Genomic DNA, 19,259 nt, shown 5'->3' with positions numbered 1-19,259 from the left:
AATCATCTCCTAAACGTCTACATCGGTAAAGCGACCGGCAACGGCGGCCGCAGCAGCCATGGCGGGGCTAACTAAATGAGTACGAGCACCACGCCCTTGTCGACCTTCAAAATTTCGGTTACTGGTTGACGCACAGCGATCGCCGTCACTCAGTTTGTCGTCGTTCATGCCTAAGCACATGGAGCAACCTGGTAAGCGCCACTCACATCCCGCTTCGGTAAATATCTCGGCCAGACCTTCTTGTTCAGCTTGTTGTTTCACACGATAAGAGCCTGGGACGACGATGGCAGTAACGCCATCAGCCACTTTTTTGCCCTTGATAACTTTGGCTGCAATGCGCAGATCTTCGATACGAGAATTGGTGCATGAGCCGATAAATACATTGTTGATAGTGATATCACTAATTTTGGTTCCGGGTTGCAGGTCCATATATTTTAATGCGCTGATACAAGACTCACGTTCGACGGGATCGCTAAATTGCTCTGGTGCAGGTACTAGAGCATCGATTGCAACCACTTGGCCTGGATTCGTACCCCAAGTCACTTGCGGTTTTATCTTGCTTGCATCAATGGTAACAACTTTATCAAATTGAGCACCATCATCCGACTTTAGGCTAAGCCAATCATTAACGGCTTGTAACCACAACGTACCTTTGGGAGCATTTGGCTTATTACATAAATAATCGAACGTAGTTTGGTCTGGGGCAATTAACCCCGCTTTCGCACCAAATTCAATACTCATATTACATATGGTCATACGCTCTTCCATACTCAGTGCAGAGATGGCAGCGCCACAATATTCAACAACGTAGCCAGTTGCACCTGCATGACCAACGGTGCCGATGATCGCAAGGATTATATCTTTGGCGGTTATCCCATGGTAAACCTGTCCCTGAATATCTATTTTCATGGTCTTGGCTTTATTTTGGCGAAGTGTTTGGGTTGCTAACACATGTTCAACTTCTGATGTACCAATACCAAAAGCTAACGCACCAAAAGCGCCATGGGTTGCCGTATGAGAGTCGCCACAGACGATAACTTGACCCGGTAGGGTTAATCCAAGTTCAGGCCCTATAACATGGACAATGCCTTGGTTCTTATGGCCCATACCATATAGCTCAATCCCGAATTCTTGACAATTTTGCGCTAAGGTTTTTAATTGATTTGCTGCGCTTTCCCCTGCAGCATCAATGTCACAACTTTTGGTGGATATATTATGATCCATGGTTGCGATTGTTCGCTCTGGACTGCGCACTTTGCGACCGTGATATTTTAAATTGGCAAATGCTTGTGGCGACGTCACTTCATGAACAAGGTGGCGATCAACAAATATCAGTGGTGTTTCCCCGGCATTAGCTTCAATAAGATGTCGCTGCCATAGTTTTTCGTATAATGTGGTTGCCATCTTAGTCCCCTAAATATTAGCGGCAATAAAATCGCCGATTTCGCTGGTTGATTTTGCTTGGTGGCGTTGCTCTGCTGGTAATAAGTCAGCGGACATAAAACCGGCCGTTAATGCTTTACCAACCGCCTGTTCAATGGCATCAGCAGCATCGCTATGATTTAAGCTATAACGCAATAGTAAGGATGCCGATAAGATTTGGGCAATAGGGTTAGCGATGCCAAGGCCAGCAATATCTGGTGCTGAACCGCCGGCGGGCTCATACAACCCAAATCCTGCTTGATTGGTACTTGCCGAAGGTAACATGCCCATTGAGCCGGTGATCATGGCTATGATATCGGACAGGATGTCACCAAATAGATTAGGACAAAGCATGACATCAAATTGGTTTGGATCGCGAACCAGTTGCATCGCCGCATTATCAACATATAAATGCTCATAGCTAACGTCAGGGTAGTCGGTTGCCACTTCTTCAACGACTTGCCGCCAAAGTTGACTGGTCGCCAGTACATTGGCTTTATCTACCGACGTGACTTTGTGCTGACGTTTTTGCGCCGATTTAAAGGCTAAGTGGGCGATGCGTTTGATTTCATGGCGTGAGTAAAGCATGGTATCAAAGGCGGTTTCTTGTTCACCTTCACCACGACGGCCTTTAGGTTCGCCAAAGTAAATGTCGCCAGTTAATTCGCGGATCACCAACACATCAAATCCTGGCTCGGCAATATCGGCACGCAGTGTTGATAAGTGACTTAACGCTGGTTGCAGCGTTGCTGGTCGCATATTGCAAAATAGTTGAAAATGTTCGCGTAAATTAAGTAGCGCACAGCGCTCAGGTTGTTCTGCTGGCGGTAAATTAGCCCACTTAGGGCCACCAACGCTGCCAAATAGTATCGCATCGGCCTGTTCACAGCCATTAACGGTAGCTTGAGGCAATGCGGTGCCATGTTTGTCGATAGCGAGGCCACCAACATCATATTCGTTAAGAACAAAGTTCAATTTAAACTTAGTCGCAACAGCATCAAGAACCTTGACTGCTTCTGCCATAATTTCTGGGCCAATGCCGTCACCGGCTAGTACTGCAATTTTCGCCACAGGTTATACTCCTTGTACTGTTTGTTGAGTTTTTGCTTGTTGTTTTAGCCAGGCAACCTGTTCTGCTCTGGCAATATTATTTAAGGCGTTGATAAGCGCCTTTGCTGAGGCTTCTATGACGTCAGTTTCAAGTCCATAGCCGTGATATTTACGGCCTTGATAGCTGACAACTAAGTCGGCTTGACCAAGACCATCTTCACCTTCTCCTTTATTGGATATTTTGTAATCTGATACATCAAAATTAATATCAACTGCCTGCTTGATAGCGCGGTATAGGGCATCGACAGGGCCATTCCCTGTCGCGGATTTTATTGTTGCCTGGTCGTTGCAAAGCAGTTTGATACTTGCAGTTGCAAACTCGCCACTACCAGAGTGAACGCTCAAGTAATCAATTTTGTAGGTGTCGCTGGTGTCTTGTTGCTGTTTGCTGAACAATAAAGCTTCTAAATCGTCGTCAAAAACTTGACCCTTCTTATCTGCAAGACCTAGAAAATCGGCATACAAATCATCCAGTTGATAGTCGCTTTCGTGATAACCTAGCTGTTGCATGCGATGTTTGATGACGTGACGACCGCTACGCGAGGTTAAGTTCAACTTGGTTTGACTAATGCCGACACTTTCTGGTGTCATGATTTCGTAGGTGTCGGCACTTTTTAACATACCATCCTGATGGATTCCTGAGGAATGCGAAAACGCATTTGCGCCAACAATCGCCTTGTTCGGCTGCACTGGCATATTACAAATTTGGCTCACTAATTTTGAGGTGCGAGCGATCTCTTTGTGCTGAATATTGGTGTTGAGCGTTAATAAATCGTGGCGCGTTTTAAGGATCATTGCGACTTCTTCTAAGCTGCAATTGCCAGCGCGCTCGCCTATGCCGTTAACTGTGCATTCAATTTGACGGGCACCAGCCTGAAGCGCAGCAACGGAGTTAGCAACGCTCAAACCCAAGTCATTATGACAATGTACTGAAATAACGGCTTTGTCGATGTTTGGTACGCGATTAAATAGGTTGGATATAATGCCTGAAAACTCATGTGGCAGGGTATAACCGACCGTATCTGGAATATTCACGGTGGTTGCGCCGGCATTAATGGCAGCCTCTACCATACGGCATAGGTTATCTATTGGTGTACGACCTGCATCTTCACAAGAAAACTCAACATCGTTGGTAAAGCGACGAGCAAATTTAACGGCATCAACCGCCATTTGTTGTACGTCGGTAAAATTTTTTTTTAGTTTCTGCTCTACATGGACATCAGATGTTGAAATGAAGGTGTGGATACGAAACGCCTCAGCAACACTCATAGCATCAGCACAAGCTTGAATATCGGCTTTGACGGCTCTTGATAAACCACATACGCGACTACGAGTTAGCGCTTTGGCGATTGTTTGTACCGACTCAAAATCACCTGGTGATGAGACTGGAAAGCCCACCTCCATAACATCGGCGCCGAGACGCTCGATGGCTAAAGCGATTTGTAATTTTTCATGAACTGATAAGCTAGCGCTTAACGCTTGCTCCCCATCGCGCAAGGTTGTATCAAAAATAATGACATTATCCGTCATAGCCGAATTCCTTGTTTACGTTATCGCAACTGGCGGTGTAAGAACGAAAAAACCCGCCATTGATGTGCGGGTTTTTTGTTACTTTAAGTGCTATTCACATAAGTTAACGCCCGCTGATGTGACTCAGAAGGAGCATTAAGAGGTCAATAGCATTAAAGTGATGATTCATGTTGTATTCTTTTGATTGAATTAGCATGTTTATTAAACACTAGAGTCTTTATTCAACACTGTCAATACGAAATTAACGAGTTTTTAACATTATCGTTGGTGTGGACTATTTTGCAGGCAGAGAGAGTAGGCGATTATGCGCGTATCGTGTCGATGGCAAGCTGTAGGATCTGTGCAAGGGGAAAGTTATCGGCTGAATACTGCCAACGATGATAACGGTAGACATGGCTTTGCGAAATCACAAAGCAATTCGAAGATTTTAGATTTGATTGAGGAGGGAGGGGCATTAAGTGCGCTCTGAAACGCCCTTAATGCCGTTTATTTGTCTTGTGACTGCTAGGGGGTAATCGCATCTAGCCCCATGATGAGTAATTGCTTTTCGGTTTCACTAATCTAGGTAGTACTAAACCAGCGAATAAGCCTAACAATAAGACACCGGCGCCGTAGCTAAAGTAGGTCACTTTAATGTCTAGACCTTTGGTATCTAGTTGTTCGCTAAGTTCTTGATTGACTTTGACTAGCTTATTGTTTTGATTTGCGAGGTCATTTATTTTGCTTAACTGAGTGGCAATGGTGGCTTGCTTATCTTCCAGTGCCGTATTGATGCTAAGTAATTGCTGCTGGCTGGATTGTAATTCTTGATTGAGTTGTTCGGCAACGTGGCGCAAGCCTGGCTGCTCGCTCAAAAACTTGTCATCAACCCAACCTTGACGTTGCTTGCTATCAATAATTTCGCTAAAGCCGTTTTGCTTTGCGCCTGTTAGGTCAACTTCGCTACCTGCGTCAATGCTGCCAAGGATACGATACTGTGTACCAGGACCCGAATGAAAATAAATAAATAGGTCATCGCTGATATAGCGATTGATGCTTGCTTCTGTTGTTGCCTGAACAAGAGGGCTAGTCATCATCAATACTGAGATGAACAGTGAAGTTAAATAGCGCATAGTGTACAACCTGGTTTTCGCATTAAATCTTATAAATTCTGATATTACGACCAGCGGTTATTCTAGAAATAACATATGCTGTGCATAGCCAAACGTAACGAGCAAATAGTGTACCCCATAATCGATAAGCGCCCAACCCTAAGTTGAGAATATCTTGATCTGCCGTTGTGGCCTTGTTTGGGGATATTTTGCGTCTATTTTGCCTGCTCTGCTATTGCCAGCAAGATAAAGCTTTTGTATTGTTAACGTATCACCCTTTTGCGAGCTTTCATCACTGTCGATGAACACCGAAATAGAACTAAAGTATCTACTCAAAGACGACGATGTAGATAATAAACTGGCTGGTTTATTAACACGTCACAATATTGCCTACACGCATTCTAAAAAGCACCTAATAAATAGCTACTACGACACCCCAGAGCTCGCTCTGCGTAACGCCGATATTGGGCTTCGCATTCGCGAATTTGAAGACGCCAGTAAAGAGCAAACGATTAAATTAGCTGGAACAGTGATCGGTGGCCTGCACCAAAGACCTGAGTTTAATGTGATGGTCGACTCTAATGTGCCTGATTTGGCGTTATTTGACGCCACGATTTGGCCGGAGACGATAGATGTTGAGCAAATAAACATTCGTCTACAGCGTTTATTTACCACAAACTTTGTGCGCAGCAGCTATATGATCAGCGATCCACAAGGCAATCAACTCGAATTGGTGTTTGACTCAGGCACGATTGCCAATTCACAACATAATGTTGGCATCCACGAACTTGAAATAGAGCTTATTGATGGCGACAGTTCATTTATTTTTGATTTGGCTAAGTTGTTATTTGCTGAGTTTACTATGCGTCCAGGTGTGCAGAGTAAGGCCGCACGGGGTTATCAATTGGCTAATCTGCAAGACGAGTCGCCGCTAGATGACGATCGAGATTTGGTTTTAGCGCTTACCCCTGACGATGATCTAATCCATTCATTTCAAGCTGGTCTTGGTCAGTGCTTAACGTATATGCAAGCTCAAATAGAGCGATATTTAAACGACCATGATTTGCTGGTGCTTAAGCGTATTACCGATACGCTGGCATTAGTTCGTCACGGTATTTGGCTGTATAAAGATTACTTGCCTGAGCAACAGGCCGATTTGTTAAGGCAGCAGATTAAACATATATTGACCGAACTTTGTTGGGTTAAAACGGCTTGTCAAATTAAGGAGTTGACCGATAAAAAAGGTAATTATCGCCGCAAAATTGAAAACAGCGACTTATTACTCGAGCAACTTAAAGAGCAAAAACACCAGTTAGTAGATGTAAATGATGTTGCTGCGTTATTGATGAGCGAGCAGTTTAATTTACTGCAACTGTCTATGTTGCAGCTGACTATTGCCGATTGGACAACGTTGCAAACAGACACAACGCTTATGGATCTTGCGAAAAGTTGGTTGTCGATACACCGCGACTCTTTGCATGAGCATATGGCAGCCGATATTGACCTTGGCGCAACGGATTATATTAACCATCATAAACAGGTGATATTCAGTTTATTAACAGGGTGTTGGTTTGGTCGATTGTTTATGGACTCTAATCGACAAGAATACCGTGGTCCGTGGCTTGATATCCATCAGGGTGTCGATGAATTAGAAACGTTATATTTTTTAAAGCACTATTTGCAACAACATGGTGAACAACCTGCGACGAACTTAGTGATGTGGATTGATGAAAAAATCGATGTTTTGTTGTTGGCATTAGAGCAATGTCGACAAGTGGCCTTTACTTTGAGGCCTTATTGGTTGTGATAACCTGTTTATATCGCTTTCGATATCGATAATAACAAGCCAGCGTCGAGTAGCGGGCTTGTTATTAGAGCTGTTTTTCTCTTTGGAGAATAACTCAATAAACAGCAGAATGAGTAAACTCAGATCAACATGGTTAGTTTTGTTGGACGAATTCGATTAATTCTTCCATTAAACGTCTTTTTATATCCAGTTGCTGTTCGGCGGGGATGCCGTACTTTTCGCCTAGCTCTTGATAATCTTCGGGACTTAATGAAACCGTCAAACGCGGGCGTTTGGGTTTTTTATGCACAGTAAGGCCGAGAATCTTACGAATTTGATCTGACGGACTTAAACCCGCTTCTACCGCCGCTTTACGAATTTCTTTTTGTACCTTCTCATCCATGTCAAAAGCGACTTGCACCGCTTTTACCGCTTTAATGTTAGACTGCCACTTTTCTGGTACTTTACGATTATTCATATTAGCTTCCAGGATACATATCTTTTACGTCGGTTAATGGTCGATATAAATGTAAAAACACGTCGGTATCGCCATCTTCCCAAACTTCGATATCAATGCCATAGCGATCGTCACTGCCTTCAAGTTGGAATAACTCAAAGCGTTCACCTTGATCTTTACCGACGTACTCACTGAGATTTTCGTTACGGTGATCTTTACGATGAAAAAAGCCCACTTTAGCGAACGTATACTGGCGGTACTGAGGGCACGAAAAACCTTGTGTTTGCTGATTATCTCGTCGTCGTTCAATGATGCAGTCACCTTCCTCAAAAACATCAGCAAATTGCTCTAAATCAAATAGGGCTTCGACATCTTCGTGAGCAAGTTTAATTGATAACTTTAGGTAGGTTTTGTCATCAACATAGAGTGATAAATAAAGTTGCTGATCGGCGTGATTTTGTAGCACCCATTCGGTTTCAGTGTGATGCTCATACTCATAGCTATTCACTGCGCTGACTTCAAATTGCTGACCGCGCAACAGCTCAGGCAAGGCAAAACTATCATCAAGAACAAAAATATCGCCTTTGCGTAAATCGGCCACTTGCGTTAATTTTCGCTGCTCTGTTGGTTTGTTAAAAAGTTTCTTTAGAAAGCTCATAAAAATCTACCACTATAAATACGGGGCTGTTGACCTTTGCTGTATGTTTTTGCAGCGGTTTAGTGAGTGTTTTTACAAGGCAGCGCTTATGACGTGTGGTTATTCCACATGAGTAAGTAATAACGCTGTAAAAATACTCAAAAAACGCTGTCCTATGGATTCGCTTAAAAGTAATTTTTTCGTTGTTGCAGTTCGTTCGTATGGAATAACCATACCACTCTCACTGCGCCTCGATTAAATCCCTTTTAATTCGAACAAAATTCATATCACAAAGGTCAACAGCCCCAAAAAAAGCAACGCCATGGGGCGTTGCTGTTATTGCGGTTGAAGGCGATTACTTTTGCTTCGCCTTAATGCGCTCTAGCACTGAGTTTGCGCTGTTATCTTGAGCACCGATACCGGCTGCTTTTAATTGCGCTGCTAAGCTAGCGTCAGAATCTTCAGCTTCCAGTACCTCTGCCGCTTTTAATTGATCATCAAATTTTTGTTGCTTGGCTTTGATGCGCTCTAGAGAGTCTTTGGCATTAAGCAGTTTTGAATTGCTTGATGCAAAATTATCGGTAATCGCCGACGTTGCTTTTTGTACACTGTCGGTTGTCTTAACCATAGACAATTGGCGCTTATATTCAGCCACTTGACGCTCGGACTTTTTCACTAACTCTTTTAATCTATCGGCATTCGTGCTGAAGCTATCTAGTGCTTGTTGCTGCGTAGCAAGCTCTGATTCTAAGTTAGCAATCTTTTCAGCAACCTGTAGGGCTAGTGATTCATTACCTTGCTCTAATGCTTGGCCGGCGTAGCCTTCGTGCTCAACAACTTCGCGCTTTAGACGGTCAACTTCACGGCTTGCCGCCATTTGTTGCGCCATCACCGATGTTAAATCGCGCTTAGCTTTGGTTAAGTGATTTTCTGCGTCGCGGATTTCTTGTTCAAAAATACGGGTTGAATTTGCATCAACAATGCCTTCACCAATTTCTGTTGCACCACCACGAATGGCAGTCATAATTTTTTTGAAAATACTCATAATAACTCCGCTTAAACTAAAAATTCGTCCATATCTGCTATCACTTCGATAGCGTTGTTGCTTAGCACGGCTAATTCGTGCTCAATGTCATTAAATGCCGATGATGTTGATAATGCACCAAAGATAACGTATTTATCGGCAATTTTTGAAAATGAAGATAATGGCATAGGAATGCTCATTTCTAGCATTGCTTCTAGCATCTCAGTGCGTTTTTCTGCTTTGACTTCGCCTTCGCCCCATAGATAGGTGATGCAAAGTATTTGATCATCAGTAACAGATAAAAATATCGGTAACTCTTCACGCCCTTCAATGGTAATTTGTAATACATCGACGTCGCCCGAGATCGGTTGACAGTCAAATGACAAACCTGTGAATGAGTTATCTCCAAGTCCGTTTAGGTGGTCAGCAATGTTATGAATGTTCATTATTATCCTCATTTACGATTATTGCTTAGCGACATAATATGTCGCATGAGTAACTTTAGCACCCAGACATAATATGTCAATAGTTTTTTTGTTTACCGGTAAGCTAAGCTTATATCATATTTTTCATAGGGTTAATGATGAGCTCTAGTTAGCTATTGCTGTAAACTTGCATTATTTAACCCCTGTTGGTTTTGCCATGCTTGCTGATGGTACTGATATATTTGATGTGAGCCTAAATAATTAACGTCGATTTGATCGGCGTTTTTGTAAAAATCATTTGGGAAAATAAAAGCAGATCGTAATAGCGGTAACGAAAGCCATTGGTGCTCGATCGGGAACTGCGTTAATTGTTGTATGCGAGCAGATGGCTTAGCACCTACTTTACTGGCGATACTCCAGCCCCATTCCCCAAAGCTTGGCACATTATCGTGAAGCTGTTCAACATGATTAAATCCGGCTTTTTGTAATGTTTTGCCAATCGATATAAACGCATTTTTTGCATGATAAGGGCTGGTAGATTGGACATTCAGTAGGCCATCACCGGCCAGCAATTGATTTACTCGTGCGTAAAAGTTTACCGAATAAAGTTTATTTAAATCAGGATGACTTGGATCGGGTAAGTCGATAATGATGGCATCGAATACTTGCCCTGAAGAGAGTAAGGTATCGATATACAAAAACGCATCATCGTTAATAATTTGCACCCGAGGATCGCGTAAACTGCCCTGGGTTAGGTTTTCGATTCGACGTGCTAGCGACTCAGGTAAATGTTGCTCAGGTTGTTTGAATATATTGACTAGCTGTTCATCTAAGTCAATTAATGTCACATTTTTTACCGGCCATTTCAGTACATCTCGTAATGCCAAGCCATCGCCACCACCAATGATTAAAATATTTTCCTGGCGTGCGGAACCCGCTAACGCTGGGGTGACTAAATAGCTATGGTAGATAAACTCATCGCTGGAGGAAAATTGCAAACGAGCGTTTAAGTAAAAATTGATTACGGGCTCGCCATTACCCATATTCCGTTCTGTAAACGTTAGCTGCTGGTAGCGAGTTTTTTCACTGTGGGTGACTTTATCAAGAAATAATAAATTGCTCATTTCATTAAGCCAGCGATCGCCGAGTTGATGAACCAGCAACAGCATCACCAATAAACCTGTATGTAAAATCAGCAGAAGTTTGCGATAGCGTAAGCGTGACCAAAAACGCATGATAAAAAAACTACCAGCGAGCAAGTTAAGTGTTGCCGTTAACGCCGCAGCTTTGGAAATATCCATGGCTAATAAGAATATCACCCAAATTGCTGCACCAATGCCTGCGCCGATGTAGTCAGCGCCATACATAGTGCCAAAGTTATGCGCTAAATGTTGTTGGTGAACGATCTCGCGAATACGCGCAACTAAGGGAATTTCCATGCCGATAAAAAAGCCGAGAATAAAGCCAAATACATAGGGCGTTTTCAATGCTAAGGCACTGAGTTGCTTAAAAATGCCTCCTTGAGGCAGGGCGTCGGCAGGTAGGGCTAATAAATCGGCGATGGTTTGCGGTAAAATTTGCGTGAAGCCAATCAGGCTAGCAATAATTAAAATCGATGCACTGCCAAGTAAACCGATAATAAGCTCTAATACCACAAAACCTTGAAACGCATCTTTTACAAGACGTGCAGCAAATGATCCAAGTCCCATAGCGACGATCATTAAGCCGATCATCGCATAGATGGTACTTTCCATTATCCCTAATACGCGCCCAGCATAATGCGACAATAAGTATTCGTAGATAAGTCCACAGCCAGCTAGCACAGCCATGGTTAGCATCAACAACGCATCGTCCCAAAATAGTCGAGATGAGATACGTTGTTGAGCTTTATTTACTAGCCCTGATGTTGATTGCACGTGATTTACCGTAATGGGTTAGGCCATTAAGCCGGTTAATATCATTGCAATCGCGATACTGATAGCCATTTCTACCGCGGCAACACCAATGTTGTGTTGCTGGTCTACTTCTTCAAAGGTGTTAATTCCGATAAGGATAATACGTTTGGCGAAATAGGTTAAAAACGACACCAGTACGGTCATGAGCAAGCCAAATACTAACCAGCCCAATAAGTTTTCAACGATGGTCTCAGGCGTGTAAATAAGGAAGTAACTGGCCGCAGTCATCGCTAATGCGGTGGAAATAATTTGCCCACTATAGCGCAAGGCAAGGGCGACTTGACCGTCAACAAAGGCTTCTTGCATACAGTCATTTTGGTTGTTGCGAGCATAATGCGTTTCACGAATACGAGTGATTAATACTAAGGTCACTTGCGATACCACAAAGCCACTGAAAATCGCGACAAAGGTGTAAATGTTTAATCCATCGACCCAGATCAGCACGGCGCGAATAACAATTGCGGTGGCGATGGCACTTGCCGCATCAACGATACCCACCGTGATATTGCGGTTGCGGATCTCTGTCATCTTATCGAGTTTGTTTAGCGCTAATTTGTCGTGAACAAAACGACCAAACTTAATCAGCACTAAACCAAGCAGGCCATAACTGAGCATGCCTATGGCTTCTGTTGTAAAGCTATCAGCGCTTTCTCCGGTGATTGCCCCAGATAAGACGATACCCAGTGCCGAAATTGAACCGGCGACGCTGATCCCAAAGGCGAAATTGTCTTCTTTAGCTAGCTCATGCTTAGTGCTAACTTTGGCGGTAAAACCAGAGATAAAACGCATAGCGGTTAGTAGCAAAATAGCAATGGCGACATCAATAGCGAGAATGATTAATAAATCTTGGTTGATGGTGGTAATGTTAAGTAATTTATCCATTATTCTTCCTGTTATTTGCCACGTCTGAAACTGCGTGTGGTAGTGCTTCTACTGTTTCTAAAGCTTGAATTGCTCGCATAGTTTGACTTACTTGCGTATTTAGATTTACTGCTACTGGTTTGTCTGAATTTACTGGCTTGTTGTGCGGTCTTACTTTGTCTTGATAAGCCTGACGAGCCAGTGCGAGGCTTGGCATAAGTGCTTTCAAATTTTTGTCCACGACGTTCAAATGACTTTCGCGTGCGAGTTTCAAGCTGTTGTTGAGCGCGATATTTTCTCGCCGATGTGTAATATGAACGGCCATAGTCATGATAGTAACTATAACCACGCTTGCGTCCCCAGCGATCATAATAGACACGGTCATTACCAAATAGATTGCTCATTAGCGCATACATGCCGTACCACTCCCAAAATGACATGCCAGAGCTGTTGGTTTGCCATTGGCCATAAGCTGGGTTACCGATTAATTGCGAACCAACGCCAAAGTCCTCGGCACCATTGGCTGCAAGCGCTTGCTGTTTTGATAATGAATTAACGCGTGGTAGTTCACCGTCTGACATGTCAGCTAGCACATTGAGAGGATCACTGAGTGCATCAGAAAATATCGCACTATCTGCGGCTTGATAAATGGTTTGTAATTCATTCAATCGTGCTTCGCTGGACTCAAATAGATCTGGTTGCTGCTTAACTTCATTCAGACGTTGCAGTAACCCTTGATACATAGGTCCTTCACTGCTGGCATCTTTGCGAAACTCATTGATGATTGGTGCTAAATTGGGCTTTTGGGCAATTAAGGTATCGGCATAACTATCGATTAAGCGCGCATTGCGGATATCTTGCTTATTGAGCGCATTAGCTAGCTGTGCTAAACGCTGTTCGGTGAGAGGTAACTGCTCATCAAATTTAGCTTGGTTGGGATCGCCACATCCACTGAGTAACATGGATAAAGCTAAAAGCAGTAAATAAAAATATCGCATTAAATCCAACTTTCCTTTTGTTGTCAAAATCTTACCTTTATCTAGGAGATGACGTTAGGTGCGTATCTAGGATAACAATAAGGACGTTATTATGTCATCATGTCAACGGTGAGAAAAGACTACGTCAATTGACATAATATGTCTATAGCAAAGTCGTATATCATTAAAATTTGCTGATTACAGATTGCGTGAGGCTTCAATGATAATAAGTCACGTTAAATAAAGTTAAGCAAATGCCTACAATGCGTTAGCATAAGGCTAACCTTAAATTGATGTTCAGATAGTTTATTAAGAGAAAGACCATGCGCCAAGATGTGCCTGATACCTTACCTGCGGTAATGCATGCCAAGCAAGAAGGCTACTTTCGTCGCCTTTGTGAGTACGCTACGGAACTCGTGCAACAGCTCGATAGTAATCAGTTGCAACAACTTAAATATGCACTCGCCATGAGTGATTTTATTGCTGAAAACCTGATTAGACACCCTGAACTTATCGACCAGTTATTTCGACAAGCAAGTATGTTTAGTGAGCACGTTGACCTGACGGTAACGGTACATGAGCAAGTGGATGCTTGTCGCTCAGAACAAGAGCTTCATCAAGTATTAAGGCAGTTACGCAACAGGTATATGACCCACATAGCTTATGTGGATTTGTGTGCTGGCGCACCTATCGAAGTTTCTTTTTATAACTTATCACACTTAGCTGATACGCTCATCTGTGCGGCAAATAATTGGTTATATAAACGCTGTGCCGAACAATGGGGAATCCCACAGGATGCACAGGGTAACGAGCAGCCTTTATTGGTTTATGGCATGGGCAAATTAGGTGGCAGAGAGTTGAACTTTTCTTCCGACATCGACTTAATATTTTGCTTTCCTGAAAACGGCGAAACATCAGGCAGTCGGCGTAGCTTAGATAATCAAACGTTTTTTACGCGGCTGGGACAAAAGTTAATTGCTGCGCTCGATCAAGTTACCGTCGATGGTTTTGTCTATCGTGTTGACATGCGTTTGCGTCCATTTGGTGACAGTGGCCCTTTGGTACTTAGCTTTGCTGCTATGGAAACCTATTATCAAGAGCAAGGTCGAGACTGGGAACGCTATGCAATGCTTAAGGCGCGTTTAATTGGCGACAGCCCATATCATGGACAACTCAGAGATATGCTGCGTCCGTTTGTCTATCGACGTTATATAGACTTCAGCGTTATTGAAAGCTTGCGACAAATGAAAATGATGATCGCTCAAGAAGCAAGGCGCCGCCAATTGCAACAAAATATCAAACTGGGTATTGGCGGTATTCGTGAGATAGAGTTCATTGTGCAAGTATTTCAGTTGATGCGAGGAGGTCGCATTCCACAACTGCAGCAACGCAATTGTATGCGCGCGTTAGCATTGCTTGAACAGTATGATTGTGTATCGGTCACATCGAGGCAACAACTAGAGCATGCCTATTACGTATTGCGACGCATAGAAAATGCAATACAAGCGTTTAACGATCAGCAAACCCAGCAATTACCGAGCGATGAATTAAATCAGGCACGCTTAGTCAGTTTGTTGGCCGCCGATGATTGGCAACAGGTTCTCAGCCTTTGTGAACAACATATGCAAGCGGTTAATCGCGAGTTTAACTTATTAATTGGCGAAGAAAATGGTCACAGCCAGTCGGCACAAGAGCATTGGCAAACATTATGGCAAGCCGATTGGCAACCTCAAGATGCCACTGAGTTTATTGCCGAGCATCAGCCAGAGTGGCCAGCTGACAAAATATATAAAGCCTTGGATGATTTTCGCGATGATGTCAAAAAGCGTAGCATTGGCAATCGTGGTCGACTTATCTTGGATAAATTAATCCCTGCCTTATTGCATTTACTCGCAGAGCAAGTGCAACCTTTGGTGAGCTTACAGCGGGTATTACAGGTACTTAGTAAAATTGTCACCCGCACAGTCTATTTGGAATTGTTGCTAGAAAACCCTCCAGCTTTTAGCCAGCTAATTCGATTATGCCGTGCGAGCAGTTGGATCAGCGATTATTTGTCACGTTATCCGTTGTTGCTTGATGAACTGATTGACCCAAAATTGCTATATGCTATTCCATCACTAGCGGACTACCAGCGCCATTTACAAGAGCAAATGATGCGGGTTCCGGAAGATGATTTAGAAGCGCAAATGGAAACTTTACGACAATTTAAGCAAGCTAAACATTTAAAAATAGCGGCAGCAGATATAACCGGTATTTTACCGGTGATGCAGGTTAGTGATCATTTAACCGCCGTAGCGCAAAGTGTCATTACCATGGCGGTGAATTTGGCGTGGCAACAAATGGTACACCGCTATGGTCAACCAAATTCGACCCTAGGCAGTGATGATAAACGTTTTGCGGTTATCGGTTACGGCAAACTTGGTGGTATCGAGCTAGGTTACGGCTCCGATTTAGACCTAGTGTTTATCCATCAATGTGACCCTCAAGATCACACTAATGGCGAAAAATCGATCCCAAGCAGTCAGTTTTATTTAAAATTGGCACAACGGGTCATGCATTTATTTAATACCCGAACGGCGAGTGGTATTTTGTACGAGATAGATATGCGCCTTCGTCCGTCGGGAAATTCAGGCTTAATGGTGATTCACGTCGATACGTTTGCGACCTATCAGCAACACGATGCGTGGACATGGGAGCACCAGGCATTGACCAGAGCACGTTTTATTTATGGTGATAGCGCCTTACAGCAAGGTTTCGATACTATCCGTCAAGACATTCTTAGCCAAGAACGAGATTCAATACAGCTACGCCAAGACGTGATCGAGATGCGGCAAAAAATGCGCGCGCATTTAGATAAAAGCGATGACCAAGTCTTTGATATTAAGCAAGGGCAAGGTGGCTTAGCGGATATCGAATTTCTAGCGCAGTTCTTGCTTTTAAAGTATTGCCATAAGCAGCCAAATTTGTGTCAATTCTCTGACAATGTGCGGATGTTTGAACAATTACATCAAGCCGGACTATTGAGTCAAAGGGAAAGCCAGCAATTAATTAACGCATACTGTAGTTTGCGAGATAAAGGCCATGCATTAACCTTGCAAAATAAACCAACGTTGGTGTCTCAGGCGGACTTTGATGAGCTTAGGCAGCAGGTGATAAGCTGCTGGGACAAGTACTTGGGATAATTTGTCTCGGATAACGACTCACGATAACTCGTTTAGAAAGCCCGAGGGGAAACTGGTTGAACGAAGCGTGAGGTTGATAACGTAGCCGAGAACCAAACCCAATGACGTGACTAATCACAAGCGATAAAACTAAGGCTCTAGAACCATGATGTTTTATGCTTGTGATTGTTGATATTAATCGTTGCAATAGCCGTTGTTAATAAAACTTAGGATCGTCAGAATTTGGCCGTGACTTGAAGCGGCGATGCAACCACATGTATTGTTCAGGTTGTTTACGGATATTCTCTTCAAGTATGTTGTTGACGTGCGTTAAATCGGCTTCGTCATCACCACTAGGGAAGTTCTCAAAACCATCAACAAACTCGATTTGATAACCGCTGTTGTCCGGCAAGCGTGATGGTACAGCCATGATGGTGCGTACATTAGGTTGTTTCGCGAACAATAAAGTACCAATGGTACTGGCAGTTTTTTCAACGCCGAAAAACGGTACGAAAATAGAGCGTCTCTTGCCGTAATCTTGGTCGGGTAAGTAAACACATACTTCACCGTCGGCTAAGGCATCTTTCATACCTTGAACATCCGACTTGTCGAGCATATATTTATTTGAACGAGCGCGACCTGCGTGCTGAAAGTACTCCATAAGTTCATTATGGTTCGGACGATAAAATACCACGGTTGGGTGAATGTGACCGATAACGCGAGCACATGCTTCTAAGCTTAAGTTGTGCAAACTTAGTAGCAACACACCTTTGCCTTGTTGCTGCGCCTGTTTAAGAATGTCTAAGCCGACCACGTTGACTTTGCGTTTGATGCGCCACTCTGGCCACCACCAGCCTATACCTGTTTCGAACAACGCTCGGCCTGTGTTCTCAAAATTTGCTACCAGCATATCATGCTGTTGTTTGGCACTAAGCTCTGGAAAACAGGTTTCGATATTCTTCTTGGCGACTTTTAAACGACTACCGCCGAGTTTCATAAATAGGCGTCCAACAGCAGCGCCCATTGCTAACTGCATTTTAAACGGCAACCAAGAGATCAGGTATAGCAAGAAAACAGCAAGCCAAGTAGGCCAATATTTTGGCAGGAGGAAGCTGGCTTTAAATTTGGTTTGTAACGATTTGTTTTTACTCAAGGTTCGGTCTACTCAATGAAAAGCTTATGGTACACTATACCCAATAACATAAACAGTAACCGATAACTCGGCTAATTGACGTACAATAGACGACATGATGTTGATTTAATTGTACTGAGTAAGCTGTCAAACGTTAATTATACCCACTTTGGAAACAGGTATGAAAGTAGATATTCCTAATTTTAGTCATGCGCGCGTACTGGTCGTAGGAGATGTGATGCTTGACCGCTATTGGTCAGGACCTACCGGTCGCATTTCACCAGAGGCCCCAGTGCCAGTTGTTAAAATTAGTGGGCGAGAGGAACGACCGGGTGGGGCGGCTAATGTGGCACTCAATATTGCCGCGTTAGGCGGGCAGGTAACCTTGTCTGGAATCACCGGTAAAGACGATGTCGCCCAGGCGTTAGATACCCGGTTGTCTTCGATGGATGTGATATGTCAGTTTATGCAACATGAGTCGGTACCAACGATTACCAAATTGCGGGTGTTAAGCCGCAATCAACAGTTGTTACGTTTGGATTTTGAAGAGTCATTACATCACCTAGATAAAGGCGCATTGTCTCACTTTGTTGCCGAGAATATTCGCCAACATCACCTATTGTTACTGTCTGATTATGACAAGGGAACATTATCTGAGGTGCAAGAGTTAATTGCTATCGCTCGACAGCAAAACGTCCCAGTGGTTGTTGATCCAAAAGGTTCTGATTTCGCTAAATATCGAGGGGCGACATTAATTACCCCGAATATGGCCGAGTTTGAAGAGGTTGTCGGTCCGTGCCGAGATGAAAACGAAATCGTTGAAAAAGGCCAACAACTGCTTATCGATCTTGAGCTGCAAGCGCTTTTGGTGACCCGCTCAGAAAAAGGCATGACGCTGATTCGCCCAGATATGCCTGAACTACACATTCCTACTCAAGCGAAAGAAGTTTATGACGTAACGGGCGCAGGCGATACGGTGATTGCGACACTTGCCTTGGCATTAGCTGCGGGTAGCTCTTATTGTCAAGCTTCGGCACTCGCCAACATTGCTGCAGGCATTGTGGTTGGTAAACTTGGGACTTCAACAGTGAGCGAAGTGGAAATAGCTCAAGCATTGTCAGTGGGCCAAGAAAGCGGCAATGGCGTAGTTAGCGAAGAGCAACTAAAAATTATTATCGAACAAGCCAAACGACGTGGTGAAAAAGTGGTTATGACCAATGGCTGCTTTGACATTTTGCATGCTGGTCATGTTAGTTATTTAAGCCACGCAGCTGAGTTAGGTGATCGATTAATTGTCGCAGTTAATGACGATGATTCTGTTAAGCGTTTAAAAGGCAGCGGCCGACCAGTGAATTCGTTAGATCGTCGCATGGCGGTACTTGCTGGACTTGGCGCAGTCGACTGGGTGGTAAAGTTTAGCGAAGATACACCACAACGTTTGATTGCCAATATATTACCTGATCTTCTCGTTAAAGGCGGTGATTATGAAATCGAACAAATTGCCGGTGGTAAGGAAGTGATTGACAATGGTGGTGAAGTGCGAGTACTAAACTTTGAAGAGGGTATCTCAACAACGGAGATTATTAACACCATTCGCTTAGAAGATTAATTATCACGAGATTAGTAAATATAACGCAATAATATTAACGCCATCAGCTTATGCTGATGGCGTTTTTTATGGGAAATTTTTA

Annotated in this window: 15 protein-coding genes; 3 read left to right on the top strand and 12 right to left on the bottom strand. The window is 43.5% G+C overall.

The window, feature by feature from the left end:
- Window positions 1–9: 9 nt before the first annotated feature.
- The 4 genes from leuC to ACAX20_RS11985 form a co-directional block, all read right to left on the bottom strand.
- Window positions 10–1,404, bottom strand: a complete 1,395-nt coding sequence (leuC, locus tag ACAX20_RS12000; protein ID WP_371186495.1) for a 3-isopropylmalate dehydratase large subunit — start codon at window positions 1,402–1,404, stop codon at window positions 10–12.
- A 9-nt stretch (window positions 1,405–1,413) separates the two neighbouring features.
- The gene (gene leuB, locus ACAX20_RS11995; RefSeq protein WP_371186493.1) at window positions 1,414–2,493 is read right to left on the bottom strand and encodes a 3-isopropylmalate dehydrogenase; all 1,080 of its coding nucleotides are present in this window, start codon (window positions 2,491–2,493) and stop codon (window positions 1,414–1,416) included.
- 3 nt (window positions 2,494–2,496) lie between these two features.
- Window positions 2,497–4,062, bottom strand: coding sequence for a 2-isopropylmalate synthase (leuA, locus tag ACAX20_RS11990; RefSeq protein WP_371186491.1), 1,566 nt, complete (start codon window positions 4,060–4,062; stop codon window positions 2,497–2,499).
- A 521-nt stretch (window positions 4,063–4,583) separates the two neighbouring features.
- Complete coding sequence (locus ACAX20_RS11985) at window positions 4,584–5,174, bottom strand: TIGR04211 family SH3 domain-containing protein (protein WP_371186489.1); 591 nt, start codon at window positions 5,172–5,174, stop codon at window positions 4,584–4,586.
- 280 nt (window positions 5,175–5,454) lie between these two features.
- On the opposite strand from ACAX20_RS11985, the gene ACAX20_RS11980 reads away from it, so the two are divergent.
- Complete coding sequence (locus tag ACAX20_RS11980; protein WP_371186488.1) at window positions 5,455–6,960, top strand: inorganic triphosphatase; 1,506 nt, start codon at window positions 5,455–5,457, stop codon at window positions 6,958–6,960.
- Window positions 6,961–7,093: 133 nt separating this feature from the next.
- Here ACAX20_RS11980 and ACAX20_RS11975 read toward each other — a convergent pair whose 3' ends face one another.
- The 7 genes from ACAX20_RS11975 to ACAX20_RS11945 form a co-directional block, all read right to left on the bottom strand.
- Complete coding sequence (locus tag ACAX20_RS11975; protein ID WP_371186486.1) at window positions 7,094–7,417, bottom strand: hypothetical protein; 324 nt, start codon at window positions 7,415–7,417, stop codon at window positions 7,094–7,096.
- A 1-nt stretch (window position 7,418) separates the two neighbouring features.
- Window positions 7,419–8,054, bottom strand: coding sequence for a DUF4178 domain-containing protein (locus tag ACAX20_RS11970; protein WP_371186484.1), 636 nt, complete (start codon window positions 8,052–8,054; stop codon window positions 7,419–7,421).
- 334 nt (window positions 8,055–8,388) lie between these two features.
- The gene (locus ACAX20_RS11965; protein WP_371186482.1) at window positions 8,389–9,078 is read right to left on the bottom strand and encodes a PspA/IM30 family protein; all 690 of its coding nucleotides are present in this window, start codon (window positions 9,076–9,078) and stop codon (window positions 8,389–8,391) included.
- 11 nt (window positions 9,079–9,089) lie between these two features.
- Complete coding sequence (locus ACAX20_RS11960) at window positions 9,090–9,503, bottom strand: YjfI family protein (protein WP_371186480.1); 414 nt, start codon at window positions 9,501–9,503, stop codon at window positions 9,090–9,092.
- Between the two features lie 152 nt (window positions 9,504–9,655).
- Window positions 9,656–11,398, bottom strand: coding sequence for a polyamine aminopropyltransferase (locus ACAX20_RS11955; RefSeq protein WP_371186478.1), 1,743 nt, complete (start codon window positions 11,396–11,398; stop codon window positions 9,656–9,658).
- 18 nt (window positions 11,399–11,416) lie between these two features.
- The gene (locus ACAX20_RS11950; protein WP_371186476.1) at window positions 11,417–12,319 is read right to left on the bottom strand and encodes a DUF350 domain-containing protein; all 903 of its coding nucleotides are present in this window, start codon (window positions 12,317–12,319) and stop codon (window positions 11,417–11,419) included.
- 11 nt (window positions 12,320–12,330) lie between these two features.
- Window positions 12,331–13,296 carry a hypothetical protein gene (locus ACAX20_RS11945; protein ID WP_371186475.1) on the bottom strand — a complete coding sequence of 322 codons (966 nt, stop codon included), beginning with the start codon at window positions 13,294–13,296 and terminating at the stop codon, window positions 12,331–12,333.
- Between the two features lie 302 nt (window positions 13,297–13,598).
- On the opposite strand from ACAX20_RS11945, the gene glnE reads away from it, so the two are divergent.
- Complete coding sequence (gene glnE, locus ACAX20_RS11940; protein WP_371186473.1) at window positions 13,599–16,457, top strand: bifunctional [glutamate--ammonia ligase]-adenylyl-L-tyrosine phosphorylase/[glutamate--ammonia-ligase] adenylyltransferase; 2,859 nt, start codon at window positions 13,599–13,601, stop codon at window positions 16,455–16,457.
- Between the two features lie 196 nt (window positions 16,458–16,653).
- On the opposite strand, the gene lpxL is transcribed toward glnE, so the two are convergent.
- A complete protein-coding gene (lpxL, locus tag ACAX20_RS11935; protein WP_371186471.1) occupies window positions 16,654–17,589 on the bottom strand; it encodes an LpxL/LpxP family Kdo(2)-lipid IV(A) lauroyl/palmitoleoyl acyltransferase in 936 nt (311 codons plus the stop codon).
- Window positions 17,590–17,749: 160 nt separating this feature from the next.
- On the opposite strand from lpxL, the gene hldE reads away from it, so the two are divergent.
- Window positions 17,750–19,177 (top strand): bifunctional D-glycero-beta-D-manno-heptose-7-phosphate kinase/D-glycero-beta-D-manno-heptose 1-phosphate adenylyltransferase HldE, encoded by a 1,428-nt coding sequence (hldE, locus tag ACAX20_RS11930; protein ID WP_371186469.1) that lies wholly within the window; start codon window positions 17,750–17,752, stop codon window positions 19,175–19,177.
- Window positions 19,178–19,259 lie beyond the last annotated feature (82 nt).

Source organism: Thalassotalea sp. Sam97 (assembly GCF_041379765.1).
GTDB classification, from domain to species: Bacteria; Pseudomonadota; Gammaproteobacteria; order Enterobacterales; family Alteromonadaceae; genus Thalassotalea_A; species Thalassotalea_A maritima.
Note: the sequence above shows the minus strand (reverse complement) of the source record. Positions and strands in the feature narration are given on the sequence as shown.

Bases quoted from the DNA above. Each gene is read 5' to 3' on its own strand.
- leuC (WP_371186495.1), bottom strand. From the start codon at position 1,404: ATGGCAACCACATTATACGAAAAACTATGGCAGCGACATCTTATTGAA.
- leuA (WP_371186491.1), bottom strand. From the start codon at position 4,062: ATGACGGATAATGTCATTATTTTTGATACAACCTTGCGCGATGGGGAG.
- ACAX20_RS11985 (WP_371186489.1), bottom strand. From the start codon at position 5,174: ATGCGCTATTTAACTTCACTGTTCATCTCAGTATTGATGATGACTAGC.
- ACAX20_RS11980 (WP_371186488.1), top strand. From the start codon at position 5,455: ATGAACACCGAAATAGAACTAAAGTATCTACTCAAAGACGACGATGTA.
- ACAX20_RS11975 (WP_371186486.1), bottom strand. From the start codon at position 7,417: ATGAATAATCGTAAAGTACCAGAAAAGTGGCAGTCTAACATTAAAGCG.
- ACAX20_RS11970 (WP_371186484.1), bottom strand. From the start codon at position 8,054: ATGAGCTTTCTAAAGAAACTTTTTAACAAACCAACAGAGCAGCGAAAA.
- ACAX20_RS11965 (WP_371186482.1), bottom strand. From the start codon at position 9,078: ATGAGTATTTTCAAAAAAATTATGACTGCCATTCGTGGTGGTGCAACA.
- ACAX20_RS11960 (WP_371186480.1), bottom strand. From the start codon at position 9,503: ATGAACATTCATAACATTGCTGACCACCTAAACGGACTTGGAGATAAC.
- ACAX20_RS11950 (WP_371186476.1), bottom strand. From the start codon at position 12,319: ATGGATAAATTACTTAACATTACCACCATCAACCAAGATTTATTAATC.
- ACAX20_RS11945 (WP_371186475.1), bottom strand. From the start codon at position 13,296: ATGCGATATTTTTATTTACTGCTTTTAGCTTTATCCATGTTACTCAGT.
- glnE (WP_371186473.1), top strand. From the start codon at position 13,599: ATGCGCCAAGATGTGCCTGATACCTTACCTGCGGTAATGCATGCCAAG.
- hldE (WP_371186469.1), top strand. From the start codon at position 17,750: ATGAAAGTAGATATTCCTAATTTTAGTCATGCGCGCGTACTGGTCGTA.